At 60.0% G+C, this 25,904-nt stretch carries 21 protein-coding genes; 8 read left to right on the top strand and 13 right to left on the bottom strand.

Annotated elements, in window-relative coordinates:
- Positions 1–112 precede the first annotated feature (112 nt).
- Positions 113–1,903 carry an ARMT1-like domain-containing protein gene (locus tag MSL71_RS25385; RefSeq protein ID WP_180147014.1) on the top strand — a complete coding sequence of 597 codons (1,791 nt, stop codon included), beginning with the start codon at positions 113–115 and terminating at the stop codon, positions 1,901–1,903.
- 84 nt (positions 1,904–1,987) lie between these two features.
- Here MSL71_RS25385 and MSL71_RS25380 read toward each other — a convergent pair whose 3' ends face one another.
- Together MSL71_RS25380 and MSL71_RS25375 are read right to left on the bottom strand one after the other, a co-directional pair.
- Positions 1,988–2,665: a response regulator gene (locus MSL71_RS25380; RefSeq protein WP_180147010.1), complete on the bottom strand. Its 678-nt coding sequence runs from the start codon at positions 2,663–2,665 to the stop codon at positions 1,988–1,990.
- 224 nt (positions 2,666–2,889) lie between these two features.
- Positions 2,890–3,186: a hypothetical protein gene (locus MSL71_RS25375; protein WP_180147007.1), complete on the bottom strand. Its 297-nt coding sequence runs from the start codon at positions 3,184–3,186 to the stop codon at positions 2,890–2,892.
- 657 nt (positions 3,187–3,843) lie between these two features.
- On the opposite strand from MSL71_RS25375, the gene MSL71_RS25370 reads away from it, so the two are divergent.
- On the top strand, positions 3,844–4,410 hold the full coding sequence (locus MSL71_RS25370) for a recombinase family protein (protein WP_180147004.1): 567 nt from the start codon (positions 3,844–3,846) through the stop codon (positions 4,408–4,410).
- A gap of 164 nt (positions 4,411–4,574) precedes the next feature.
- On the opposite strand, the gene MSL71_RS25365 is transcribed toward MSL71_RS25370, so the two are convergent.
- From MSL71_RS25365 to MSL71_RS25355, 3 genes are all read right to left on the bottom strand, one after another.
- Positions 4,575–5,171 carry a TetR/AcrR family transcriptional regulator gene (locus MSL71_RS25365; protein ID WP_180147001.1) on the bottom strand — a complete coding sequence of 199 codons (597 nt, stop codon included), beginning with the start codon at positions 5,169–5,171 and terminating at the stop codon, positions 4,575–4,577.
- Between the two features lie 54 nt (positions 5,172–5,225).
- Positions 5,226–5,555 carry a PilZ domain-containing protein gene (locus MSL71_RS25360; protein WP_180146998.1) on the bottom strand — a complete coding sequence of 110 codons (330 nt, stop codon included), beginning with the start codon at positions 5,553–5,555 and terminating at the stop codon, positions 5,226–5,228.
- Positions 5,556–5,828: 273 nt separating this feature from the next.
- A complete protein-coding gene (locus MSL71_RS25355; protein WP_180146995.1) occupies positions 5,829–7,643 on the bottom strand; it encodes an ABC-F family ATP-binding cassette domain-containing protein in 1,815 nt (604 codons plus the stop codon).
- Positions 7,644–8,008: 365 nt separating this feature from the next.
- On the opposite strand from MSL71_RS25355, the gene MSL71_RS25350 reads away from it, so the two are divergent.
- Positions 8,009–8,458, top strand: a complete 450-nt coding sequence (locus MSL71_RS25350; RefSeq protein ID WP_180146993.1) for a hypothetical protein — start codon at positions 8,009–8,011, stop codon at positions 8,456–8,458.
- 246 nt (positions 8,459–8,704) lie between these two features.
- On the opposite strand, the gene MSL71_RS25345 is transcribed toward MSL71_RS25350, so the two are convergent.
- The 8 genes from MSL71_RS25345 to MSL71_RS25310 form a co-directional block, all read right to left on the bottom strand.
- Complete coding sequence (locus tag MSL71_RS25345) at positions 8,705–9,127, bottom strand: 4Fe-4S binding protein (RefSeq protein WP_180146990.1); 423 nt, start codon at positions 9,125–9,127, stop codon at positions 8,705–8,707.
- Positions 9,128–9,139: 12 nt separating this feature from the next.
- Positions 9,140–11,095, bottom strand: coding sequence for an aldehyde ferredoxin oxidoreductase family protein (locus MSL71_RS25340; protein WP_180146987.1), 1,956 nt, complete (start codon positions 11,093–11,095; stop codon positions 9,140–9,142).
- Positions 11,096–11,334: 239 nt separating this feature from the next.
- Positions 11,335–12,582, bottom strand: a complete 1,248-nt coding sequence (locus MSL71_RS25335; RefSeq protein WP_180146985.1) for an iron-containing alcohol dehydrogenase — start codon at positions 12,580–12,582, stop codon at positions 11,335–11,337.
- Positions 12,582–13,826: an iron-containing alcohol dehydrogenase gene (locus MSL71_RS25330; RefSeq protein WP_180146982.1), complete on the bottom strand. Its 1,245-nt coding sequence runs from the start codon at positions 13,824–13,826 to the stop codon at positions 12,582–12,584. The genes MSL71_RS25335 and MSL71_RS25330 overlap by 1 nt, the downstream gene beginning before the upstream one ends.
- 23 nt (positions 13,827–13,849) lie before the next feature.
- On the bottom strand, positions 13,850–14,377 hold the full coding sequence (locus tag MSL71_RS25325) for a hypothetical protein (RefSeq protein ID WP_180146979.1): 528 nt from the start codon (positions 14,375–14,377) through the stop codon (positions 13,850–13,852).
- A gap of 333 nt (positions 14,378–14,710) precedes the next feature.
- Positions 14,711–15,319, bottom strand: a complete 609-nt coding sequence (locus MSL71_RS25320) for a TetR/AcrR family transcriptional regulator (protein WP_180146976.1) — start codon at positions 15,317–15,319, stop codon at positions 14,711–14,713.
- Between the two features lie 736 nt (positions 15,320–16,055).
- Positions 16,056–18,200: a response regulator gene (locus MSL71_RS25315; protein WP_180146973.1), complete on the bottom strand. Its 2,145-nt coding sequence runs from the start codon at positions 18,198–18,200 to the stop codon at positions 16,056–16,058.
- Between the two features lie 169 nt (positions 18,201–18,369).
- Positions 18,370–19,251, bottom strand: a complete 882-nt coding sequence (locus MSL71_RS25310; RefSeq protein ID WP_180146971.1) for a DMT family transporter — start codon at positions 19,249–19,251, stop codon at positions 18,370–18,372.
- Between the two features lie 417 nt (positions 19,252–19,668).
- On the opposite strand from MSL71_RS25310, the gene MSL71_RS25305 reads away from it, so the two are divergent.
- The 5 genes from MSL71_RS25305 to MSL71_RS25285 all read left to right on the top strand — a co-directional run bounded on the left by MSL71_RS25305 (position 19,669) and on the right by MSL71_RS25285 (position 25,844).
- Positions 19,669–20,853 (top strand): RtcB family protein, encoded by a 1,185-nt coding sequence (locus MSL71_RS25305; protein ID WP_180146968.1) that lies wholly within the window; start codon positions 19,669–19,671, stop codon positions 20,851–20,853.
- 356 nt (positions 20,854–21,209) lie between these two features.
- Entirely contained in the window at positions 21,210–22,046 is an 837-nt protein-coding gene (locus MSL71_RS25300; protein ID WP_218951141.1) for a glucosaminidase domain-containing protein, read from the top strand.
- Positions 22,047–22,219: 173 nt separating this feature from the next.
- Positions 22,220–23,386, top strand: coding sequence for a bifunctional glutamate N-acetyltransferase/amino-acid acetyltransferase ArgJ (gene argJ / locus MSL71_RS25295; protein WP_180146965.1), 1,167 nt, complete (start codon positions 22,220–22,222; stop codon positions 23,384–23,386).
- Between the two features lie 19 nt (positions 23,387–23,405).
- Positions 23,406–23,777, top strand: coding sequence for a hypothetical protein (locus tag MSL71_RS25290; protein WP_180146961.1), 372 nt, complete (start codon positions 23,406–23,408; stop codon positions 23,775–23,777).
- Between the two features lie 249 nt (positions 23,778–24,026).
- Positions 24,027–25,844 carry a YgiQ family radical SAM protein gene (locus MSL71_RS25285; RefSeq protein WP_180146958.1) on the top strand — a complete coding sequence of 606 codons (1,818 nt, stop codon included), beginning with the start codon at positions 24,027–24,029 and terminating at the stop codon, positions 25,842–25,844.
- Positions 25,845–25,904: the final 60 nt, after the last annotated feature.

The following is a 25,904-nucleotide window of genomic DNA, read 5'->3' as shown; positions in this document are numbered from 1 at the left end:
CACCATGGAAACACCCCTTCCGGCCGGGAGACCATCCCGATCCGCCCGGGGTCCCACGGGGTTGACGGGCGGTTTTCCCCAACCCCCTGAAAAAACCGACGGGAGAAAGACAATGCACCCTGCCCCCACCCCATCAACGGGCACCTACACACCGGGTCTCGACCCGGACACCGATGCATGGTTCACCACCTTTGTTCTTGAAAATCACCTGGACTACTTTGCCTACCCCGGAGAGGTTGCCACCCCGGAACAGGTGAAGTTCATGGTGTTCCTCGATGATAAGGAGCGCTACTTTCCCTGTTCGGAGGCCACGTTCCGGGAGGTGATGAGCCGCGACCCTTCTCCCTACCTCCAGCAGCGATACTTAACCGCCTTGAAACACATCCTCGACCTCATCGAAGCCACCATCGAGGACCCCAAGGAGAGGGCCTACCTGACGACCCTCATCAAAACCAAATACGCCCACGAGACCCGTGATGAAATCATGATCCCCTCCCGGGTTGAAAAACGGCTCCTGCGCATTTTTCTCAATCGCACCCACATCGCCGATCCGTTTCAGGATACCAAAATCGAGCGCAACAAAACGGCCGCCACGTTCCTGGCATCACCCCTCTTCAGGGAGGCGTTCCAGCATATCGGGGATGCGGACATGACACCTGCCCGGGCCATGACCCAGGTGCGGACCCGCCTCGATCACATGGCCGTCAGGCGCTTTTTGAGCCTGCTCACCGCCCCTGAGATCTGGACGGGCAACCAGCCCTGCCCCGACACAGAAGAGGCCATTCAGGCTCTGTTCCAAAAGCCTGTCTCCGGCAATGCCGCCGATGCCTTCTTCGATTTTCTCGGCATCCCCGCATCCGGGGAACGCCACCAGGGCACCGAACGGCGCACTCTCTTGTGGCTTGCCGACGAATCCGGGGAGGTGATGGTGGACCTGGCCCTGATCCGCTACCTGGTCAACCTGGGCCACAAGGTGGCCGTGGCTTTCAAGGCGGGCCCCCTTTTTTCCAAGGCTGAAATCCTGGGCACCCAGGAAGACCCCACCCTCATGGAGGCCCTGGACGGCTCGTTTTTCATCCGCAGCGACACCCTGACCAAAAACCAGCTCGTGGATATCCTGCGCCAGGAAAGCGACCTGCTGGTCCTCTCGGACGGGACCCATGAAAAGCTCAACCTGCTTCTCACCTCCACCACCTTTGCCCGGCTGTTCAAAGAGGTGGACTGCATCGTGGCCCGCGGGCCGGAACAAAAAAACCGCCTCTTCGACACCCCCTTCCACTTCACCCAGGATGTCTTCAGCATCTGTGCCGACACCCGGGGGGTGACCATCGACTTCAACCCCAAATCCCCCCAGGCCATCAAATTTTCCCACAAGGACCTGGAGCGCAAAGCCCAGACCATCATCAGCGACATGAAAGCGGCCAAGAAGAAGGGCATGGCGGTCTCTTTCTACAGCGGCATCATCGGATCCATCCCGGGCAAAATCGATGTGGCCAAAAAAATCATGACCGTCTTTATCGCCCACCTCGAAGAGCAGTTCTCCCAGACCCACATCATCAACCCGTCCCTCTACTATGAACCGGGAATGGACGCAGACGACCTGATGTTCATGTGGGAAATCGTGCAGCGGAGCGGCTGCATCGACATCTGGCGTTTCCAGACCTATCAGGACATCGTCACCGCCTTCCAGCTCATGGGCCAGAAGGTCCCCCCCGAGTGGGTGGGCAAGGACGCCACCTACAGCACAGGGTGCACCAAGGAGATGAAAATCGCCATGGAGGTCCAGCAGGTACACCCGGAGATGCAGATCATCGGTCCGGCCACGGAAAAATTCATGCGGCGCCGGGACTACGGCATCGGGAAGATGTACGACCAGCGCCTGGGCCACGTGTCCCACGAATAAAGCGCCCCCAAATAGAAAACGGCGCGTTCGATTGACTCGAACGCGCCGTTGCATGTCTGTTTCGCTCTCCCCGATGTTGGGGCCCTACTCCTTCCAGAGTTCCACGTCAATCAGGCCAAGCCGGGCTGCATACCGCACCAGCTCCATGGTGGAATGGATGCCCAGCTTCTTCATGATGTTGGCCCGGTGATTCTCCACGGTCTTGGGGCTGATGCACAGCTTGTCGGCGATCTCCTTGGGGGTGGACCCTTCGGCCAGAAGCCGCATCACCTCCTGCTCCCGGGGAGTGAGGGAACCGTAATCCGCATCGGTGATCTTGGCGTCCTTCACCGGAAACTTCATGAGCTTCTCCACCACCTGGTGGGATACGGAGCTGTCCAGGAAATATTCGCCCTTCAGCACGGACTCAATGCCCTGAATCAACCGATCCGAAGCCGAATCCTTGGCCACGTACCCCGTGGCCCCGGCCTGAAAAGCCTCGGCAATGTAATCGATTTTGGAGTGCATGCTCACGATCATGATCTTGGTCTCCGGCAGGTAGGAGCGCATCTCCGTCGCCACCTGGACCCCGTTGATGTCCGGCAGCGAGATATCCACCACCGACAGGTCCGGCTTGAGCTGACGGGCCATCTTCAGGCCCTGTCGACCATTTCCGGCCTCTCCCACCACTTTAAAACGCTTATCCCGTTCCACAATGGTCTTCAGACCCTCCCTGAACAACGGATGGTCATCAATAATCAAAATATGTTTTGTCTGACTCACGGACGCATCTCCTCTGACTGTTCGGACATGTTGGCCCTTGCAAGATGGGGAAGTCGGTGGGGTCTTCCGTCAATTCGCGTATTGCGAACGTTTGATCTTCTGAAAAAAACTTGTTTAGTAATAAAAAAGAGGGGGGCAACTGTCAATAGAATAAATCGGGAGCCGGAGCCCTGCATTGTGATAGCCGGCACCGCAGGACAATCCTTGCGCCTTTGTGGATGGGATTAATTGACGGTATGGGACCTGACGGAAAAACCCATTTCGCTTTCGAAGAGCCCCACCATCATGTCGAAGGTGGTCTCATCCAGAACCGAGGGCGGCCACCCGCGGCCCTCCATCGCCTTGTTGACGATGGCCACGGTAAAGCTCCCGCCGTCCCGGATCACCTGGAACACATCCTTGACCATCCGATGAATCTCATCCGGAGAGTGCCCTTTTTCAGCAAGGTGCCACAAAAGAGAGGTACACAGACGGGCCCCGTCCTTGGCTTGCCCCCCCTTTCCCACAGGAATCTGCCCCATACCCGCTCCTTTCATACCGGTTGCGAAAACGTCTACAGCCCGCCCCGCGTCGACGGTATCCGAACGTATCGTCCGTGATTGACCTGAGTCCTTCGGTGCCACAGGCGTCAAAGCACAACAGCACCATTCCGTATCGGCGAAATAACAAAACCGCCTCCACGATAAAAAGGTACCAATGCGACAACAATCTCCATTTTCCCGAAGTACCGTGATGTCAAAAGAAAATTTTGAGGTGATCGGCGTCGTGCAGCAAGAGGTTGGGGCACGGCCCCGGAGAAGGGATCAATGGGCGAAATTCGCAGCAGAGATTGACGTTCACGATCATACGATTGAATGATGACGTTTATCCATGAGACAACCCCATCAATTCAATGGGGCCTTCTCCCGAAACTGCTGGTAATATCCCGCTTTACATTATAATCTAAAGGATATATATCTGGGGTCCATAAGACACAGGTGAATTGAAGATTGTTCTCCCCAATTCAACAGACGAACCAGAAACGCCCGGTTCTCCCGCTATTCGCAACAACACTCCTCCGGCGTCAACGGTATAAGCAACATCAATCGATTCATCCCGATTTACAATCGATTCATCGTCCGCCCGGGCTTTTCCCGGCCTGTGGTGGGGCGACGGTACACACCGACATGGAGGTACACATGAGTGAATTCCTGAAAACCGTAAGAAACACACAGGGACGTTATCCCGGTAAGCGCGGCGGGAACTATACCGCCGGAAGCGGATACTATTCCCAGGACCGCCGGGGCAACGAAAGACGCGGACAATCCCCACGGGGACGAGACCAGGACAACCGGGGATACAATCGTCAGGACGACCTCCTGACCCCCATACGCCAGCTCCTTGAGCAGGTCACGGAAAACCAGAGGATCCAGGAAGGGTTTCTCGAGCGACAGACCATCGCATCCGAAGAGGTCGCCGCAGCATTCATCGACATCGTCAAAATCCTGGAGCGACTGACCGAAGGGGCTCCCATGCCGGCTCCCCAGGAGACGGCAGCACCGGTGAGCCTGACCCAGCTCACCGACGACCAGCTGCTCTCCCCTGCCGACGAACGCAGAGAAGCCATCAAGATCATGAAGAAGCTGAGGAAAAAAGGGGCCACCTACAAGGAGATCGCCCACTTCCTCAACGAAAAAGAGATCCCCACCTTCTCAAACAAGGGCCACTGGCACGCCCAGACCATTCACAGGCTCTGCAACCAGTAGGGCCTGGAAACAAGAAACCATCCAACCCCAGGGAGACGGCCGCCCCGGCCAATGCCCTGAGGTTGCGGTTTCCCCACCCCGGATATCGGTCTGGTGGGCCTTTGTTTCACCGGCAACCTCACCCCGGGCACGCGCCCGGGGTTCTCCCCTTTCAGCCTGAAGAACTACCCCTTGCCCCCGCACCCCATTCCCGTCACAAGCGATGCTGCCACCTGGGCCAGTTGCCGGTAGCGAAGCCTGTCTTCGCAGGTCACGGACTGAATCACCAGCCCGTCGAGCACGGCCACCAGGAGCCGGGCCAGCCCATCGGGAAAGGGACGGCCGCCCGCCATGCGCAGATACCCGTCTTCTACAAGCTGAAACCACTGCATGTACGTGGACTCCAGGCGTTCCCTTAAAGCGGGATTTCCGGAAAGGGATTCGTTGATAAGGTAGAGGTGGAGCCGGCTTCGGGTCTTGGAGCCCAAAAGCCCTTCAAACAGAATCCCCAGGACGTCTTCCCACACGGGATGTTCGTCCCCGGTCTCCATCATGGCAAACACTTTTTCCGTGATCTGAGCCATGTGGATGCCCGCGATATCAAAAACAAGATCGTTTTTCGTGGGGTAATAATAATAGAGAGTGCCCTTGCTGATGCCGGCTCTGCGCGCAACCTCAGACAAGGTGGTCTTATCTACGGATTTTTCACTGAAGCACTGCTGTGCCGACGCGATGATCCGATCTTTGCTGTCGCCTTCCTTCAGGCCCTGTTTCACATTCACCTGCCACCGAAATACCCTGCACCCCGAATGGAAGACACGGAGCCGCCCAGGGAATTACAGGCTGTTGATATAAGATTTCAATTTGTCCATTTCCACGGTGTTTTCACACATAAAACGAACGGCAAATCCATTGCTCCCTTTTCTTACAACATCACCGGAGAGCTTGACAAGGTCCACACCGGAATAGTCGGAAAAGAGCATCTGGACCCTCTCTCCCGTGTCCGGCCCGTTATCTGATTCGATAAAGACCCCGCCCACGCTGATATCCCGGATCGGATCCGAATAGACCCCTTCGGAGAGGGCATAATCCACATCGGTAAAAAAACAAAGTTTACGGTCATAGGCCCGCTTGGCAACCCTGCCGTCTCTGTCTTTTGTTGTCATCGGAACACCCCGCTTTGTCATGGTAAACGGTTATGGTGCGATGCCCCGCAAGGGAAATCGCTGCGCCCCGTGCCCGAAGGCACCGGAACGATGGCTTCAGGTGCCGTTGACGGCCGCACCATCAATCTGGCGCATCGCCGGGCCACACCATGGCCGGTCCGCACGACATCGCCGCAGTATCGCGGTGCGTCCGTCGCCAAACCGACCTGCTGGGGCCTTATGTGTAAAAGTATATAGAATTCAAATTGTTGTGTCCACTCTCAAATCAGAGAATCAGGCACCTGCCTCAGCCTCTGCCTTGAGCTCCTCAAGGACTTCCCAGCGGCTGTACAGTGACTCCACCTCTTTCTGGGCCTCGCCCAGGGCCCCGCAGGCCTCCTGCAGTGCCGCCGGATCCGAGGCAATGGCAGGATCGTTCACCCGGGCTTCGAGATCCGCGGCCAGGGCCTCGACCTCGCCGATCTTTTCCTCGATCTGCTCCAGCTCATACTTGTGCTTGTAGGTGAACTTTTTCTTTGCCTTGGGCTCCTGCCGGACCTTTTTCTCCGGTGCCGCCTTTTTCTGCACCGGCTTCGGACGGTTTTCCCGCCCCCATTGCTCCACCCCGCTGCAGGCAAAAACGCCCCCCGTGTCCAGGAATCCCAGCATGGACGATGTGACGGTCTCCATGAGGTACCGATCGTGGGAGGCCAGAACCACGGCTCCCTGAAATTCACGGAGGCTCTCCTCCAGCATCTCAAGGGACGGGATGTCCAGATCGTTGGTGGGTTCGTCCAGAAGCAGGACGTCAGCGGGCTGACGCATGAGGCGCGCCAGGAGCACCCGGGCCTTCTCTCCGCCGGAGAGACGCCCCAGGGGCAGATCGAGCTGGTCGGGGGTGAAGAGGAATTTCTTGGCCCAGGTCACCACATGCAGGGGGCGGCCCCGGTAGATCACCGAATCGCTGTCCGGGGACAGCGCCTTTCTCAGGGGCATCTCAAGGTCCAGGGAGTCCCGTTCCTGCTCAAAATGGACGATACGGAGTCCCTCGGCCTCGCGCACAAGCCCCTTGTCCGGGGCCTCCTTGCCGCAAAGCTGACGCATGAGGGTCGACTTGCCCGTGCCGTTGTTCCCCACCAGCCCCAGGCAGGTGCCGGGGGAGAGCACAAAGGAGAGCTCCTCAAAAAGGGTCCGGTCTTCAAGGTGCCTTGCCAGGCCCTTGGCCACCACCAGCTGCCTGGTCTTGCGCTGGGTGGAGGTAAAATCCAGGTCCATCTCCCGGTTGCTGCGGTTTCGGGTCCTGACGTCGGCCAGTTCCTCTTCCATGCGCTTTGCATTGTCGATACGGAACTGGGCCTTGGTGGTTCGCGCTTTGGGACTCCGGGCAAGCCACTCCTTCTCCCTGCGCATCACCGATGCCAGGGCGCTCTCCTGCTTTGCCTGGCTGGACAGCAACTCGTCCCGGCGACGCAGAAACTCCGTGTAATTGCCCTCAATCTTTAAGTACCCACCGGGGTACTGCTCACCGAGTTCCACGGTGATTCCCGTGACATTGGAGAGAAGGGCCCGGTCGTGGGTGATCATCACGTAGGCAAAATCGGCGCGCTTCAAAAGCGCCTCAAGCCAGAGAATGCCGGAGAGATCCAGGTGGTTGGTGGGTTCATCCAGAAAAAGGAGATCCGGCATCTTGATCAGGGCCAGCACCACGGCAAGACGTTTTTTCCATCCCCCCGACAGGGTCTCCACCGGTGCGGACAGGTCCGGAAACTCCACCTGCCCGATGAGGTGCCAGGCTTTGCCGTAGGCCTCCGTATCCTCGGCGCAAAAGGCGTCCAGGGTCTCGTCGATGAGGGCTGAAACGGTTTTCCCCTCCTCGAAGTGGCTCTCCTGGGGAAGGTAAACCGCCCGGAAGCCCTTTTTGATGGAGACCTCTCCGGCATCCGGGGATATCACCTCGGCAAACACCTTGAGCAGGGTTGATTTTCCGGCGCCGTTGACGCCGATGAGGCCGATGCGGTCGCCCTCGTGGATATTCATGGATATGTCGGAAAAAAGGGTCCGGGCCCCGTAGGATTTGCCCAGCCCCCTGTATTGTGCGATGAGGGACATATGTCTTTTGCGTCTCTCTTTGTCCTTCGGCCTCCCCGGCACCTGAGAAAAACGACCGATACGTGGGAAGCCCTAAAAAAAAGAAATCCCGTCTCCCCATGCAGTTCCCCAGTGGTCAACCACTGCCGCATGAAGGAAGACAGGCCGGTCCGTGTCCAGATGCCTGAAAAATGCCTTTTGTTTTTCTTAAAAGAGTACTACTGTTTTTGCTTTCACCATTTGGTTTTGTCGCTTCTATAGGGGGGACGCGGTGTCGATACGCATCCCACAGCCTGCCACGAGCCCGCTGACTTTACGGGCACTTGGTTCGGACCCGCCCCCCACGGCGACATCAGCGGGGACCCGACAGCAGAAGGCAGACCGGAATGGACAAGAGTAGCAGATATATCGACATGTGCAAAGGGGCCAGGGAGATTCAGGAAACCTGGCAACACAAAACCGGGGACATCTTTGCCACCGAGGAAGGGGAGGTGCTTTTCTGGGTACCGGGAAAGTACGGCGCCCCTGAAATCAAGAACGGCTTCGGCGTCACGCGGACCGATAAAGTCGTCACCCTTGCCCGCTACACCTGGCTGCCCCGATACAGCCAGCTCATTGAGATTGCCCAGGAGGGCTCAGCGAGCAGCTTCCGGGACGTCACCTTCCACTTCTACACCTGGCTGGACACCCCTTATGGCCCGGAGGCCGCACAACAGCCCAAAGAACTCTTCGCAACCAACGAGCAGGTATGGCTTGCCTATATAATGGAGAAACGCCACCACAAGGTGTGGGAAGAGGCGGGGTGGGTGGAAGCGGGGCTAAGGGCTAAGGGCTAAGGGCTAAGGGCTAAGGGCTAAGGGCTAAGGGCTAAGGGCTAAGGGCTAAGGGCTAAGGGAAAAAACTGGAAAGAAGGTCCTTTGTCAAGGGAATACGTGAGCCCCGGTTCATCTACCCTCTGCCAGGCAGGGCGTGCTTGACGCCCGATCAATCAGCAACCGCCATGCCGATTTACCCGGGGTACAAAAGGTAAATCGACATGGCACTCTGCGTTTCCGCAAGGTGATTGATAGACAGCCCGTTTATCAGGCCACGTCACGGTGGGCCAGGGTCACGGCGTCGGCGGGACAATCCTCCACGCAAAGGCCGCAGCCCAGGCAGGCGGAGAGATCCTCCATGACAGGATAGCCGTTGGGGTCCTTACCCTGGGGCGCTCCCAGTGCAAGGCAGCCCGTGGGACAGGCATCCAGACAGATCACGCAGGCCATGCAGCGCTTCCGGTCAAAGACCGGGGCGAGCCACTGGCTCTTTTTTACACGAAGGGCCGGTATCCCGAAGGGATCGGCCACGGCTCCGGCGGGGCAGACCCGTCCGCAGCTGCCGCAGTCAATGCAGAGATCCGCCTTGATCTCGTGCGTCTCTTTCTTTTCTCCGGTAATGGCACCGGTGGGGCAGATTCGGCTGCAAGAGCCGCACCCCGTACAGTTGTCGGTAATGGTATACGCCATCTCTTCTCCCCCTTACATCGCCGCTTCGAGTTCCCGGATGGTCTCATCCAGGGGTTTTCCGGTTTCGGGGTCCCATCCGAACTGTGTCCAGTAGTCCCGCATCATCTCCTCAATGGCCACGGTGCGTCCCTTGTTGGCTCCTTGCGACTGCACCGGCCGCCCCAGGGCCCGGTCCGAAATCTTGAAACTCTTCGGTTCGATGCCGTGGCGCACATTAAAGGCCTGGCGCAGGGTCTGCACGTTGGCCCCCACCTCCATGTACTCGTTGGGGGTCAGGGTCCAGCCCGTGGCCGCGTTGAGCCAGTCGAAAAGCCGCACGCGGCGGGCCCCCAGAAAGGTGCCGAACAGGCAGGCCCCTGAGCCGTTGACCACGTTCATGAACCGGCTGTTGGCCGCCCCGATGACGGCCTTCTCCTCATCGGCTTTGTACTTGCTTCCCTTCATGTACAGAGGGGTGACCTTGGGCAGGCCGTCCACCACCTGCCAGAGCTTGAACATCTCATAGTAGAGCCCCGAGCCCACGGTGTGCTTGCCCGGTGAGGGCTCCACGCTGTAGTGCAGGGCAAAACCGGGGTCGTTCCGGGAGTCGTGCATGGCCGGTTCCTGCCCCCCTGCGTGGACGGCAAAGGCCTCGGAGCCCTCGCCGATGCGGTGGGCCGCCTGCTTGACCCCGTCTGCCAGGATGTGGCCGATGCCTTCACGGGCCACCATTTTTTCGATGAGGGTCACGATGGTCTCGCTGTCCCCCCAGCTGAGGGCCAGGCCCCCGGTGTCTTTTTTGGTGAAGACCCCTTCCTCATAACACTCAATGGCAAAGGCCACGGCGTGCCCCGCGCTGATGGAGTCCATGCCCGCACGGTTGAGCAGCTCGTTGAGGTAAAAGATGGAGTCCATGTCCTTGTTGAGGAGCAGCCCCCCCAACGAGAGCACGGTCTCGTATTCCGGCTTGTGGGTCTCTTTGTACTTGCCGTCGGTGCTGCAGATGCCTCCGCATCCCAGGGGGCAGGAGTAGCAGTGGTACTTTACCTGTTCGCACTTGGTAAAGGCCGAAGGGCTGGAGCTGCGGCTCTTGAACATACCCCAGTCCTTGCTCGACCCCTTCCAGTTCTTGATGGGGGAGTCCCCCATCTCCACGGACATCTGGTTCATGGCCACGGTGCCCCATTTCTTGAGCATGATCTTGTACAGGATCCCGTCCTGGGCCATAACACTGGGAAGCCACCGCATAAGGGCCCCGGTCCCCGCCATCATGGGGGCGGACATAAAAGGAGGCTGAAACTGAACCCACTTGTTGCAGATGGCGCTTAAACGCTTCATCTCCTTGCGGTTGTGGGGGGCAATGCGTTTGTTCCCGGCCAGCACAAGGGCCTTGAGGCGCTTGGCCCCCATCACCGCCCCCAGGCCCGACCGGGCCGCCATGCGCCCGTAATCCGTTGCCACCCCGGAGATCAGGGAGACGCTCTCCCCTGCCGGGCCGATGCAGGCCACACCGATCCTGCGGCCCTTTCTCCCCTGCCGGAAATGGGTCTCCGTCTCCACGGTGTCCTTGCCCCACACCTCGGAGGCGTCACGCAGCTCAGCCCCGTGGTCGTCGATGTAGAGGTAAACCGGGGTCTCGCTGATGCCGCGCACAAAAATCCCGTCGTAGCCGCAGCGCTTGATGGCAGGGGAAAAGGTGCCGCCGCAGTTGGCGTCCCCCCAGGCCCCGGTGAGGGGCGATTTGCCCACCAGGGTCCAGCGGCCGGTAAACAGGCTCCCCGTGCCGGTGAGGAGCCCGGAGACAAAGCCGATCATGTTGTCCGGTCCCAGGGGATCGGCCCCTGCCGGAATGTGCTTATAAAGCATGTAGGCTCCCAGGCCCATGCCCGAGAGGTACTGCCGGTAAACCCGGTCCGGGATCTCTTCTTCCCGGACGCTCCTCTCCCCAAGGTCCACGATGAGGACCTTGCCCATGTATCCTTTACCCATGATGTCTCCCTAAAAAGGCTACGAAAAACAGCCCCCGGCGGCCCTGCCGGGGGCCAAACTTTTGAAAAGTTTGACAAACAGGTCTTAAACCATCATTTCGAGGCTCCGCAAAAACAGTTCAGACACGTTCTCATCAGGAACATTTTTTGCGGAGCTTTTTTTCAAAAAAGCGACCCGCCGGAGGCAAGCTTTTCCATGCACGTTAAGCATAGATGGCATTTTTCCGACAGGAATCTGCCCTAAGCCGTCTTCACACGGCTTCGGTCCAGGGGGTCTCCGGCCCAGGACGCTTCCATCACCATGAGGGCGTCGTCGTAGTCCACCTCCTCTGGGTTGTAAAAGATGGAGCCGTCACCCAGGGCTGTCCGGGCGATGGCGGGCAGGTGCTCCCGGGTTACCGCCGGGTTGCCGTTCTGGTCCGTCACCTCTTTGAAGAAGCGGCTGTGGCGACCGTCGGTTGCCTCGTACAGAGCCTGGTTAAACTCACGGATGCACGCCACGGTCTTTTCCGCCCGCTTGTCAGGGGCGGTGGCCGCGTAAACAGCCTCCCCTGCGATGGGGTAGAGGAGTTCGCCTGTCCAGTGACCGTTCCTGTGCATGTTGTACTCCAGACCGTAGGGAAGCAGGATGGACATGCAGGTCCCGTGGGCCACATGGCAGACGCCCCCCACGGAGTGGCCCAGGGTATGCACCATGCCCACCATGGAGTTGGAAAAGGCAATACCGGCCAGGTTGGCTGCCGTGGCAAGGGCCAGGCGCCCCTCCTGGTCCTCGGGACGTTTCACCACGGCCATGAGATTCCTGGAAATCAGGGAGATGGCTTCCACGGCAAAGGCATCGCTGATGGGGTTCTTTGACAGGCAGGTATAGGCCTCCACGGCATGGGTCATGGCGTCCATGGCCGTTGCCGCCGTCAGGTGGGGCGGCAGGGTCAGCGTCATGCGAGGGTCCAGGACCGCGATATCCGGCAGGAGAAAATGGGAGGAGAACAAAAGCTTCCGGTTCACCGACGGATCGTTGATTACCGCCACCAGGGTCACCTCGGAGCCTGTCCCTGCGGTGGTGGGTACGGCCACCAGGGGCTTCAGGGGACGCTTGAGTACTCCGGCCCCGGAAAAATCGAGGAGGCTCTCCGCCTCTTCGGAGACCATGATGTTAACCCCCTTGGCCGTGTCCATCACCGACCCCCCGCCCACGGCGATAAGGGCGTCGCACCCGGCGTCACGGTACACTGAGGCGATGCGGTGCACGGTGCCCACGTCGGAGTCCACGGGGACATCGTCCTCCACGGCAACGGCGGGCATGCCCGAGGCCAGGGCCTCTTCCACGATGGAGACAAGGCCTGCGGCCGCCACGCCCTTGTCCGTGACGATCATGGGCTTTGAAGCCCCCAGGCCCTCAAGCAGGGCGGGGATGCGCTCCAGCGCCTCATGGCCTGCCACGGTCTTTACGCCGCAAAAAAACTCATAATATCCTGAGTTGTACATTAGGACACCTCCTGTGTGGCTCGGATGGGCTGGTTGTTCGGGTCGGGACGGGTCCCGTCCCAGGCGGAAAGGAGAAGGCTCTCCACCTCCTGGCGCTGCCACCCCTCGGCCATGGCCGCGGCCTGCTCGCACAGCCCCTGCAGGGTCTCCTTCTCCAGGCCTGCTTCGGCAAGGCTCCGCGGAAGCCGGGCTTCGGAAAAAATCCAGAGACGGTTGATGGTCTCCCGCACCATGGCAAGGGCGGCCTCGGCCCTCTGGTTCACGGGTGTGGCGCACAGCAGGTCCAGATCCGCCAGGGCGGACAGCAGGCCGGAGAGATCCTGGCCCCTTACCCGGCTAATGTACTCCAGAACCGTGGGCAGCAACACGGCGGCAAGCACCTCACGGGAGACCCCGGCCGCAGGAGAGAGCACATCCGCCAATACAAAGGTCAGGCTTTTCCGTGCTTCGGGAAGCAACCCGCCGGAAACCGCCATGGCCGTCACAAAGGCCACCTCCTCCTCACGGGGCCCACCGGTGCCGAACAAGCGGGAAAGGCGTCCCCGGGGCGCTTCCGCACGGGTCAGAAGGGGCATCAGCCCTGCCACCACCTGCCGGGCAGTAAGGCGTGCATAGGGCAAGGCCAGGGGATTCGCCTCCACCGGTTCATAGAGGCAAAGGGCCGCGGCCAGGGCACCCAGGCCTGCCTCGACCAGTCCGGCACCGGCCTGCCCTTGAAGCATCCGCGGGTCCACGGCGATGAGATTGGGGCACAAAGACGTTCCCCGGATCACCTGATTCCCCAGGGCGGCTTCCGGAGCGGCTTCCCGGCCTGTCAACTCCAGGGTGGGAACCCAGGCAAAGGGAGCTGTCGCCGAAGCCGTTCCCCCACCTGCCAGGAGCTCTCTCAGGGCCTCGGGCCCTCCCTGGGCGGCCACGGCAAGGCACTTGCCCACATCCGTCACCGCGCCGCCCCCCACGGCAATGACGGCATCAAAGCCTCCTTCGTTGTAATGCCCCCAGACCTCCCGGACGGTCTCAAGGGTGGGCATATCCTCCACGGCATACACCCCGTAGGTAAGCCCTGACCCTTTGAACGCAGATTCCAGGGGCTTGAGCCCGCCTTTGCTGTCCAAGGCCTCGGCACACACCACCATGGGGCGTTGTGCCCCGAACCCGCCCAGGTCAAAGGGCAGGTGTTCCAGGGCCCGTGATCCGGCCCCGATCTTCGACGGAAATATAAAATCCCTCACACCCGTATCCATAACGTGCCTTCCTCCCTCCAGGTTTATAACCCGGTCACGGTTCTCAGATAGACCTTGCTCCGCCCCAGAAGATGTCGGGACCAGGGCCAGGCGGGGTAGCGTTTGACGGCCAGCTTTGCGATGAACTTCGGCAGCAGGTAGACCTGAACGATATCCAGAACCCTGACCACGGCGCAGGCCTCGGGCACCCCGCCGTCCACGTAAAGCCGCGCCCTGGCATTGGCCGTGGGGGTGCTCTCCTGAAACGAAAAGATCATGAAAAAGGCCTGCATGTGCTTGATGGTCATGTCCAGATCAATGGACTCGCCCTTGCCCTGCCCGAGGTAGCGCACCTTCCCCCCTGCCTCCTTGCGCACCACCATGCGGGGGCCGTCGGGCAACACCCCCAGGGAAAACGTCAGCCCATCCGGCAACGCCTCGAACTCCCGTTTCACGTCCTCATCCACCTTGGAGGCCGCCACAATGGCTCGGCCTACGAACCAGAGCATCAGCGTGATATAGAGTCTCTGAAACACCCTGCGCCCCGCCCTAACCTCTCTGAATTGTCCCATACCTGCTCCTTGAATTCTGTGGTCTGCCTGAACCGGCTTACACCCTGCCGCACTACCTGACGAACTTACCGAGCCGAGAACATTGTTCGCTTTTTAGCTAAAAAAATTTACTCTCCGGCCCTCTCCATACCTCTCGGCCAGCTGGCCGACTCCATGAACATATAGCAAAGCAACGAGTACTGTCAAGGAAGCCCGGCATGCCCCAAAAACAAAAAAGCCGACCATCCGCCCTTATTCGGGCGGCATGGCCGGCTTTGCTTCATACAATAAGCACGTGGTGACTCACCTGCCGAGGCCAGGGCCTCGGCATGACTCTCCAACTGAGACAGAGCATCAGATGGATTCCAGGGAAGCCCCTTCGCGCATGATGAGGAGAGCCAGCTTGTGCATGTACTCGCGACGCTCGGACTCGTTCCTGCCCGGGTAGTTGCGAAAGGTCATGACGATGCCTGCAAGGGAGGCGAAGAAGGCCTGGCTGTGGAAACGCAGGGGGGTCTCGCCGTCGGACTTTTTGACCACCTCGTCGAACATCTTGGTAAAGTAGAGGAGTACCGCGTTGAACTTCTTCAGGGCACGGGGGTTTTCCTCTCCGCGCATGAGGAAATGGCACATCATCTGAAAGGTCGCTTCGTTGTCGATCATGTAATCCACAACGGCCACGGCAAGGGACTCAATGGTTCCGCCTGCCTTGAGGCGGGTCTCCAGGAGCTGCTCGATCTTGTTGATGTCCCGGATCAGGGCCTCCACAAACAGGTCGTCGCGGCTGGGGAAATAGCGATAAATGGATGCCGCGGAAACACCGGCTTCGCTGGCAATGTCCCTCATGCCGATCTCGTGGAAATTCTTGGTTTCGAACAGCTTCATGGCGGCTGAAATGATCAGCCCCTTTCGCACTTCTCGTTCGTTCTCTCTGAGACGCATGAACGTGGACTTGTCTGTCATTTTATATACCCTCCAAACTTCTCGGTACCGCCCGTTGGGCCGGGTACTCGTATTTTTTTAAGCAATGGAATGCCGCATCAGAAACATCGTTTTACTTCACAGGATATGACCGCCTTCCCGGAGGGGCCGTTTTCACCGATGTGCATCCCAAAGGTGGCGCAACCTTTGAGACTCCTTGAGGTAGCCTGATCTGAACGACACAAAACAAAATTTACTTTAACAAATTTCGATATATACTACTGTTCATTTGGCATTGCAACACCTTCTCCCTTTTTTTATACGATCGGTATACTTCCTGGAGTAAAGGGAAGAACCGCCTTTTTCCATCCCGCTGTTTTTCAGGTGTGTTTTCATCATGTTGCCACATCAAGACCGGCTCATCACGGAAGAGGAGAAAAACCCGTCAAACGGATTTTCCCTTAAGGGGAAGGGTCGGTGCCTGGCAAAAACAGCACTGTGCAGGCCTTTCGCACCGCCAGCAAGGGACTCACAACACAATGCCCGCACATGGACCGCTGGCATCAGCCACAAGCCGCCGGGATGGCACGGCTTTTTACCTTGAGGCAACACCAACGGTCATGAAAAGTGTATCAGATCACGGGCCCGCCATCAAACATTCAACCGGAAACCCGTTCATCGAGATACACTTATCACACACAAAACATCGTTCAATACCAAAAATAAAAAAAAGGAAACTATTCAACGGAAAAAGCCTCCGGCGGCCCTGCCCCGCGCTTCAGGGCACGGGGTAGGCAACGTCGGCCATGAACCGGTTGATAACCTCCCGGAGGGCGTTGATGGAGATGGGCTTGGAGATGTAATCGTTCATGCCCGCCTCCAGACACCTGTCGCTGTCCTCTTTCATGGCGTGGGCTGTCATGGCCACCACGGGAACCCGGGGGTTGCTGACCCCGGTTGCCGGATCCCGGATCAGACGCGTGGCGGCAAGGCCGTCCATTTCCGGCATCTGTACGTCCATGAGCACCAGGTCGTAGCTTTTTACCTTCAGCAGCTCCACGGCATCGGCCCCGTTCTCCGCCACATCGGCTTTGAGCCCCAGCTTGGAGAGAAATTTCTGGGCCACGAGGCGGTTGGTGGGGTTGTCCTCCACCACGAGAATGGGGTTGTCCGGGGCCTGTCCGTCCTCTGCATCTGCGGCCCCTTCGCCCCCAGAGCCCTGCCCGGCTTTTCCCGGGGACGCCGACTCCATGGCCACGGCAAGGCCGTCCAGGAGACCCTTGACCTTCACCGGCTTGGCCACCATGGCGTGATAACCGTCACCATCGACCCCATCGGTCTCCGGCGCCTTGCCCCTCTGGGTCAGAAGCAGCAGGGGAATGGCATCTCCGCAACGTTCTTTCACCCGCCGGGCCAATTCCCCGGGCTTCATGATGGAGAGCTCGCAATCGATAATGACCAGGCTCACCGCTCGCACAGCACCGCCTGCCCGCAAAATTTCCAGGGCATGGTAGCCGTTGAGGGCCTCTTCACACCGAAGCTCCGCCGACTCCAGCAGGTTGCGCACCGACTTGCGGGTGGGGAGGCTTTCGGCCACCACAAGGTATTTCCCCTGCCGGACCCTCTCGGGCACGGCATGGGGCCGGGCTCCTGCCTGGCCACGGGAAAACACGGCGGTGAACCAGAAAAGGGCGCCCCCGCCTTCGCGCCTTTTGGCGCCGATCTCTCCGCCCATCATCTCCACGATCTGCTTGCAGATGGAGAGCCCGAGCCCCGTGCCCCCGTACTTGCGGGTGACGGAGACATCCTGCTGGGCAAAGGGGGTGAACAGCTCTTCCACCTCTTCTTCACAGATCCCGATGCCGGTATCCGACACCTCGAATTTCAGCACCACCTGGTCCGCGCCTAAGCTCACCGGTGAAATGGAAAGCCCCACCTCCCCTTTCCCCGTAAACTTCACGGCATTGTCCATGAGGTTGGTCAGGACCTGCTTCAGGCGAACCGGGTCACCGGCCAAAAGCGAAGGAACCTCCTCGCCCACAGACCCGTGGAGCGCCACATGCTTTTTGGCGGCCCGCACGGTGATGAGGTCCATCACGTCCTCCACCGCGCTTCGCAGGTCAAAGGAGATCTTCTCCAGGTCGAGCTTGCCCGCCTCCACCTTGGAGTAATCCAGAATGGCATTGATGATGGTGACAAGGGAGGTGGCGCTGCTGCGGATGATGTTGACGTACTCCAGCTGCTCGGCCCCGAGGCGGGTGCCCAGGAGCAGCTCGGTCATACCCACCACCCCGTTCATGGGGGTACGGATCTCATGGCTCATGTTGGCAAGGAAGGCGCTCTTGGCCCGGTTGGCCGACTCAGCCCGTTCGGCAAAGAACTTCAGCCGCTCCACGGCCTGGCGCAGTTCCAGGGTACGTTCCCGGACCTTTTCGTCCACCTCTTCGCACAGGGCCCGGTTTTCGCTGTCGAGAAAGCCCATGCAGAGGGCCTCTTCCATCCAGATCCCAAGGGACTCGGAGGCATCGTCTCCCGAGCACGCCACCGAACGGACAAAGGGGCCCTTCGGGGCACTGCCGCCGGGGTCGTCCAGAAGGTAAAACAGGTGCACTGCGGCATGGGAGGGCACGTTTCGAAGGCATGCAGCCACCTCCTCGCTCCCCGGGGCCCCCTGCCGGGCCACCATGGCCACAAGGTTTCCACAGGTGGAGGATGCCGCTTCGGCCTCTTTGGGCGTGGTGCACCGATACAAGGTGGTGATCCGGTCCTCGAGCCCGCGGCCCCTCAGGGCATTAGTCACAAACGCCTCGGCCTCGGCATCAAGGTCGTAGAGCAGCAGGCTGCCCCTGCCCTCAACCGGAATCAGGGATGTGGATGGATCATTGGATTCACAGGCGCCGGATGACATGGAGGTGCTTCCCATAGAACCGCCTTTTGAAATTTGTTTCTTGTGCCGCCGAACATAGCCCGCATATCAGGGCCGCGGCCACAATAAGAACCAATCGGTTTATGAATGGATTGTCGATTCATAACAGGTGCCGGACACACGTGTCAACAAGCCGAAATCACAGAACTCAAGAGACCCGGATGCCCTATGCGGCAGAAGGTCTCTGACTGAGAAACACCCCGGCAATCACCATGGCGCCTGCGCCGAACTGAATCGGCTTGAACACCTCCCCGAGCATCAGCCACCCGAAAAAAAGGGTCAGCACCGGGATCAGGTTGATGAACGCCGTGGCCTGGCCCGCAGGCATCCGGCCCATGGCAAAGCTGAAGCAGAAGTAGGCCCCAAAGGTCACGAACACCCCGAGGTAGACAATGGTCCATACCGCCTCCATGGGAATGAAATCGGGGATGGGCACCTTGAGCCCCCATATGAGCAGGGCAAAAAAGAGGGCCCCCACAACAGACTGGACAAAGGTGAGGAACAGCGCGGTGTAACGGCAGGAGAGCCGCTTGAGAATCAGGGTATACCCGGTGGCCGTTACCATGGCCAGAAACTCATAAAAGTTGCCCAGGGCGGGATTGGGCGCAGATTCCGTGGCCTCTCCGGTGAAGGTCAGCAGGCAAACCCCTGACAGGGCGACCACAAAGCCCGACGCGGTCCGCCACGTCATGGTTTCGTTGAAGATCATCCACGCCCCCACGGCCACCATCACCGGGAGCAGGGCCGTGACCATCCCCGCCTGGGAGGCGGAGGTGAGCATCAGGGCCTTGGCTTCAAAGACAAAGTAAAGGCAGGGCTCGAAAAGCCCCAGGGCCAGAAGGTACAACCAGTCCCCTTTCCGATAGTCGGCGCGCCGGATCTGTCGGAAAAACAGCAGGGCACAGCAGGTGGCAACCGCCATGCGACCGAAAATAACCAGATAGGGGTCGCAGCTCCTGAACGCAATCTTCAAGGCCACAAACGACCCGGCCCAGAGCACGATGGCCCCCAAAAGCGTTGCCACGGCAAGCCCTCTTTCACCCTTCATACCGTTCACCTTTCACCCCCTTGCAAGTCATCCCGGGGGTGCGGGATATTCATCTCATCAATCTCTGCGGGGAGGGCCGGGCAGCCCGTCTATCCACGGCATCGCCTCCCTGGGCACCCCGTGCTGCATCGGGTGCGCATGGAGCTTTATCATCTTTTTGTACAATTTGGAAACCACAAGGAATCCGCCCCCGCCTGCGCCCCCGGTTTTCACGTGGCCCGGCACCCTCGATAATGGTATAGTAGACCCAACGATAAAGGCCTGAACTCGGCTTCCTTCCACGGGGCTCCCGCCCCTCACGGCAGCCGGTGCGGCCTTTGTGCGGCCCCCGGGCCATGCATGGGGCCAGCCCCACGGCATGGGTCGTTTTTTTTAATAAAGGTGCGCTTTTTTGCCGCCACCAGAGGAGTCTTTGCCATGCCGTGGGACCAACCGTCCGATACAGCGCCCCTTCCCATCAAATCCTGGTGCACCGACCTTGAAGAGGGCGCCCTGGTCCAGGCCAGAAACCTGCAGCGCCACCCCGCCCTGGTGGGGCACATCGCCCTCATGCCCGACTGCCACCAGGGCTACGGCATGCCCATCGGCGGTGTGGTGGCGGCTGAAAACGCCATCATCCCCAATGCCGTGGGGGTGGACATCGGCTGCGGCATGGTGGCCATGCAAACGGACCTGGCCTGGGATACCCTCTCCCGAAGCGAACTTCGCCAGCTCCTCACCCGGGTCAAGGAGAGGGTCCCTTTGGGGTTCTCCCGCCACAAAAAAGAGCAGCCCTGGGAAGGTTTTGCGCGGCATCGTCCCCGGTTCATCAAGGAAGGGGCCTGGAAAACCGCCCGGGAGAGCCTGGGCACCCTGGGGGGAGGCAACCACTTCATTGAGGTCCAGAAAGGGGACGACGGCAGCCTCTGGCTCATGGTTCACACGGGCTCCCGCAACCTGGGAAAAACCATCGCAGACCACCATCACAGGCGTGCCCTTGCCTGGTGCAGGGAAAGCGGCATCCTCCTTCCCGACGACGACCTGGCCTTTTTTCCCACGGAGACCCCGGAGGGCCTTGCCTATATCGAGGACATGGGCCTGGCCCTGGCCTATGCCATGGAGAACCGGAAACGCATCATGACGGCCCTGGCCCACGCCCTGGAGACCCAGTTCCCCTTCAGCGAAAAACGGCTGGTAAACATCCACCACAACTACGCCGCCCCGGAAACCCACCAGGGCAAAAAGGTGTGGGTCCACCGAAAAGGCGCCACCTCAGCGGGCCGGGGGGAAGCAGGCATCATCCCCGGGTCCATGGGCACCGCTTCGTACATCGTGGAAGGCCTCGGCAACCCGGCAAGCTTCCGCTCCTGCTCCCACGGCGCCGGACGGGTCATGGGCCGCAACCAGGCATCCCGCAGCCTTGATGCCGAACGCTGCAATGCCGCCATGGGGGACGTGGTGTTCGACCGCTGGCACACCATCCGGCGCGGCAAGCTCAAAGGACGCCCCGACCTCGGGGAAGCACCCCAGGCCTACAAGGCCATCGACTCTGTCATGGCCGCCCAGGCCGACCTGACACGGCCCGTGGTCCGCCTCTTTCCCCTGGGCGTCGTCAAGGGATAGAACCCAACTCACCGCCTTCAGCCCTGCCGCCGGGGACACCCCCGGCATCCGCCACCTGAAACGCCCCAGCGCACACAAACCCGCGGTTCGTTTTTTCATGCAGACGCGTTGCAGCCCCTTCCGTTTTAAAAGGCCCTCAACCTCCACCGGGTTCCCGCCGATAAAAAATATCGGCGCCCGGGGTTGACAAACGGTATACGCCCTTTTAATTTGCGCCTTTCCAGACAGATACACCAGAATCAGGCATGCACACCGACCGGAGCGACGGCGCACCGGCCGGATAAACATCACCCGCAAACAGGCACGGTCCCCTTTGCTTATCGGTACTTATCCAAAGGGCACCCGGGACAGCGATCATGGAAAAAAAACGAGAAACCCCCTTTTCCGCAGGCGACCACCACAGGGCCCCCTGGGCCGGATTAACGTTTCTGGTGGCCCTTGCAGCCCTTTTTGTCGTCTTTTATCCCGAGCACATGGAGCCGAAAACGCCCCCTGTCCAGCCCCTGCCCCGGATCACGCCCCCGGTGGCACACACGGCCCCGTCCCTGCCCGATTTCGGTGCCATCCCCGTTGTGGCTGAAAAAAAAGAGGCCTTCTTCTCCTACATGCGACCCATCGTCATTGCGGAGAACAACGCCATTCTCACCCTGCGCCGCCAGCTCATCCTCCTCCACGAAGCCGAGGCCCTGGGACCTGAGGAGAGCACCTGGCTCAGCGAGCTGGCCACCCTCTACAGGCTCTCCCCCTTTTCAGCCCAAACCCCCGAGGACCGGGAGTCCCTGCTGGCCCGCGTGGACATCATCCCCCTCTCCCTGGCCCTGGCCCAGGCCGCCAACGAGTCTGCCTGGGGCACCTCCCGCTTTGCCCGTGAAGGCAACAACCTCTTCGGCCAGTGGGTCTTCGGCAAAGGCAAAGGCATGGTCCCCAAAAACCGGACCGAGGGCGCCAGCCACGAGGTGGCCCGATTCGACACCGTGGCCGAGTCCGTGCGAAGCTACCTCCACAATCTCAACACCCTCTGGGCCTACAAACCCTTACGTGATATCCGAAGGGAGCAAAGGACCATGGGGGTGGAACCGGACGGAGAGTCCCTTGCGGCGGGCCTTGTACGCTATTCCAGCCGGGGTGAGGCGTACATCCGGGAGATACAGCAACTTATACGCACAAACAACTCTCTCCTGAGCAAAAGGTAGACACACGAAGAACATTTACCGTTGAAACCTTTGTTCAACCTCCAGACATTTCATTTCATTCATCAATTACGCGACACAGGCCACTTTTGCGTCAAAATGTTTATTTCAGTTATTGTGGCAAACTGTGTTTTATACTATGAGATAAATCAACCACCCAGATCAGGAGCATGATCATGAAGTTCCATACCCCATCTGTCATGGCAAAGGGGTTTCGCTGCGCCAGCATGAACTGCGGAATCAAGGAAGAGGGAAAAGACCTCTCCCTGTTTCTTTCCGACGTCACCGCCAACGCCGCAGGCGTCTTTACCCGCAACCTCTTTCCCGGGGCCCCCGTTGTGCTGGGCCGTGAGATCATCCGCAACGGAAAGCTCCGTGCCGTGGTGGTCAACAGCAGGGTCAGCAATGTCGGCACCGGCGAGGAGGGCATTGAAAACGCCCGCCGTATGGCCCGTGCCACAGCCCACGCCTTTGGTATCCCCGAGCAGGAAGTGATCATGAGCTCCACCGGCGTCATCGGACGCCAGCTCCCCATCGAAAAAATCGAAGCAGGCATTGCCCACATCGGGGACGGCCTGACCACCGACCCCCTGGTGGGGGCCGAAGGGATCATGACCACGGATACCTATGCCAAGGCCATCTCCCTTGAGGTGGAGGGCGCCACCCTCACCATCATCGCCAAGGGCTCCGGCATGATCGAGCCCAACATGGCCACCATGCTGGTGTACATCCTCACCGACGCGGAGATCCCGGTCCCTGCCCTGGACCGCATGCTCCGCGAAGCCGTCAAGGACTCCTTCAACATGCTCTCGGTGGACTCGGACACCAGCACCTCGGACACCTGTCTGGCCCTGGCCAACGGGCTGGCCGGCCCCGTGGACCACACCCTGTTTGCAGAGGCCCTGAAGGCCGCCTGCGTCGAAATGACCAAACTCCTGGCCCGGGACGGCGAGGGGGCCACCAAGCTCCTTACCGCAACCGTCAACGGGGCCGTCAACGATACCGAAGCCCGGTTCATTGCCAAAGCCCTGATCAACTCCCCCCTGATCAAGACCATGGCCTACGGCGCTGACCCCAACATCGGCCGAATCCTTATGGCCGTGGGCAAGTGCACCCACTGCACGGTTGCACCGGAAACACTCTCCATCACCATCAACGGCACCCTGGTCTACGCGGACCAGGCACGCGTGGACTTCGACGAAGCCAAGGTCCGCAGCCTTCTTTCGGGCGAGCATGTCGCCATCGTTGTCTCCCTTTCCACGGGGGATGCCTCGGCCACCGCCTACGGCTGCGACCTCACCGAAAAGTATATTGAAGAGAATGCAGCCTACTATTCATCATGACAAGGGGAGACGTGAAGCGATGCATGAAATCAGAGTGGATCTCGAGAAAAACCGGCTCTATTTCACCCTGGGACGGATCAATCAGGCGGATGAACTTGCCGAGATTGTCCACAAAATGCAACGGGCGGTACACCAATTGTCCCGGGGATTTACCTGCATCACAGACCTTCGGCACTACATGCTGGCAGACGGTCTCTCCGAGAACTTCATGCGCCACTGCCAGGAGGCCCTCTGGGACTCGGCCATCGGCCGCGTGGTTCGCGTCAAGGCCGCGGAGCGGACCACGCCCCACTTCCCCCATGAGCACCAGAGCCTGGTCTGGCCCGCTTACAGCGTGACCTCTGCCCTGAGCCTGGAAGAGGCCGAGACCATGCTGGACCACTCCGTCTGATTTTTATTCAAAAGCACGTCGCCCTGCCTCCGGCAGGGCCCCCGTCATACCCCGGCAGGCTCCGTTAGGCCTGCCGGGACCACCTCCTCCTTTTTGCCCCCTTTCCTTTCCTGTTCCGTCCTGTCATTGTGCTGTTGCCTGTGATAAGGTAGCTCTCTTTTTTCGCCTTGAATAATAAGGCACGGCACCACAACACACGCGACCCAAGCCAAAGGCTTTGGTTAGAGAACCAGACGAAGGATGGACCCCATGAACACACCCCACCGTTTTTTACCCGCCACCCGCAAGGAGATGGACGACCTGGGCTGGGAGCGCCCCGATGTCATCCTGGTGACCGGAGACAGCTACGTCGACGCACCGGCCATCGGTGCGGCCGTGGTGGGCAGGGTCCTGGAACGGTCCGGATTCAAGGTGGCCATCATCGCCCAGCCGGACATCCAGAGCGACCGGGACATCACCCGCCTGGGAGAACCGGCCCTCTTCTGGGGAGTCACCGGCGGCTCCCTGGACTCCATGGTGGCCAACTACACGGCCTCGGGCAAAAAGCGCAAGCGCTGCGACTACACCCCGGGGGGTGATAACATCCGCAGGCCCGACCGTGCCGTCATCGCCTACACCAACCTCATCCGCCGCCATCACAAGGGGAGCCCGGTTCCCATTGTCTTAGGGGGCATTGAGGCAAGCCTTCGAAGGGTCCCCCACTACGACGCCTGGCAGAACCGCATCCGCGGCTCCATCCTTTTTGATTCCAAGGCAGACTACCTGCTCTACGGCATGGGGGAACGCAGCGTGGTGGAGCTGGCCCGCGCCCTGGCCTCCGGGGACTCCCCCGATGACATTGCCGGCCTCTGCCGAAAATCCGATGCCCCGGTGCCCGGTTACCTGGAGCTGCCCCCCCTAGAAGAGGTCAAAAAGGACAAAGAGGCCTTTGCCCGGATGTTCACGGCCTTCAAGGCCAACGCCGATGCCATCACGGCCCGGGGCCTCGTCCAGAAACACGACACCCGCTACCTGGTACAGAACCCGCCCCAACCGCCCCTTTCCGAAGGGGAGTTGGACGACGTCAACGAGCTGCCCTTCACCCGGGAACTCCACCCCCTGTGCAGCAGCATGGGGGAGGTACGGGCCATGGAGACCATCCGGTTTTCCATCGCCACCCACAGGGGCTGCTACGGGGATTGTAACTTCTGCGCCATTGCCCTCCACCAGGGCCGCACGGTCTCCAGCCGCAGCGAGGACTCCATCCTGAGGGAAACCAAAACCCTCACCACCCTGCCCGGCTTCAAGGGGTATATCCTCGATGCAGGGGGCCCCACGGGCAACATGTACGGGTTTGAATGCGAGAAAAAGCTGAAAAAAGGAGCGTGCAGCGACCGGCGGTGCCTCTACCCGTCCGTCTGCCCCGCCCTGAAACCGGACCACTCCCGACTCATCTCCCTGCTTAAGAAGATGCAGCGGGTGCCCGGCATCAAAAAAGTCTTCTCCGCCTCGGGGATCCGGCCGGACCTGGTCCTGGCCGACAAAAAAAAGGGGGACCTCTACCTCAAAGAGGTGGTGGCCCACCACACCTCGGGCCAGCTGAAGATCGCACCGGAGCACACCAGTGACAAGGTCCTCTCCCTCATGGGCAAGCCCCAGACCGAGCTGATCCGGTTCCGGAACCGATTCCTGGAACTCACCGAACAGGCGGGCATGCCCCAGTTTCTCACCTACTACTTCATGGCAGCCCACCCGGGCTGCGGCCAGAAAGAGATGGAGGAGCTGGCCCGGTTCTGCCGCACCGAACTGCACACGCGCCCCGAACAGGCCCAGATCTTCACCCCCACCCCGTCCACCCTCTCCACCCTCATGTACGTGACGGAAAAGGATCCTGAGACCGGCAAACCTGTTTTTGTGGAAAAGCAAAAGGAGGCCAAGGAGCGCCAGAAAGCCGCTCTCAAAGGCACGGGACAGGGACATGGGCGGGACAAAGGCAGAAAACCGGCAGGGGACAGAAAAAAACACGCCACGGGCCCCGGACGAAAGCCCGGCAGGCACAAGGGCTCGCCACGGAAAAAAAACCGTTAAACCGGAACGATTCCTCTCAAACAAGCCTCCGGCGGACTTGCCTCCGGGGGCTTTTTTTTT

This window comes from Desulfoluna butyratoxydans (assembly GCF_900699765.1).
Taxonomy (GTDB): domain Bacteria; phylum Desulfobacterota; class Desulfobacteria; order Desulfobacterales; family Desulfolunaceae; genus Desulfoluna; species Desulfoluna butyratoxydans.
The sequence above is the reverse complement of the archived record's forward strand: the minus strand, read 5'-3'. Positions and strand labels throughout refer to the sequence as shown.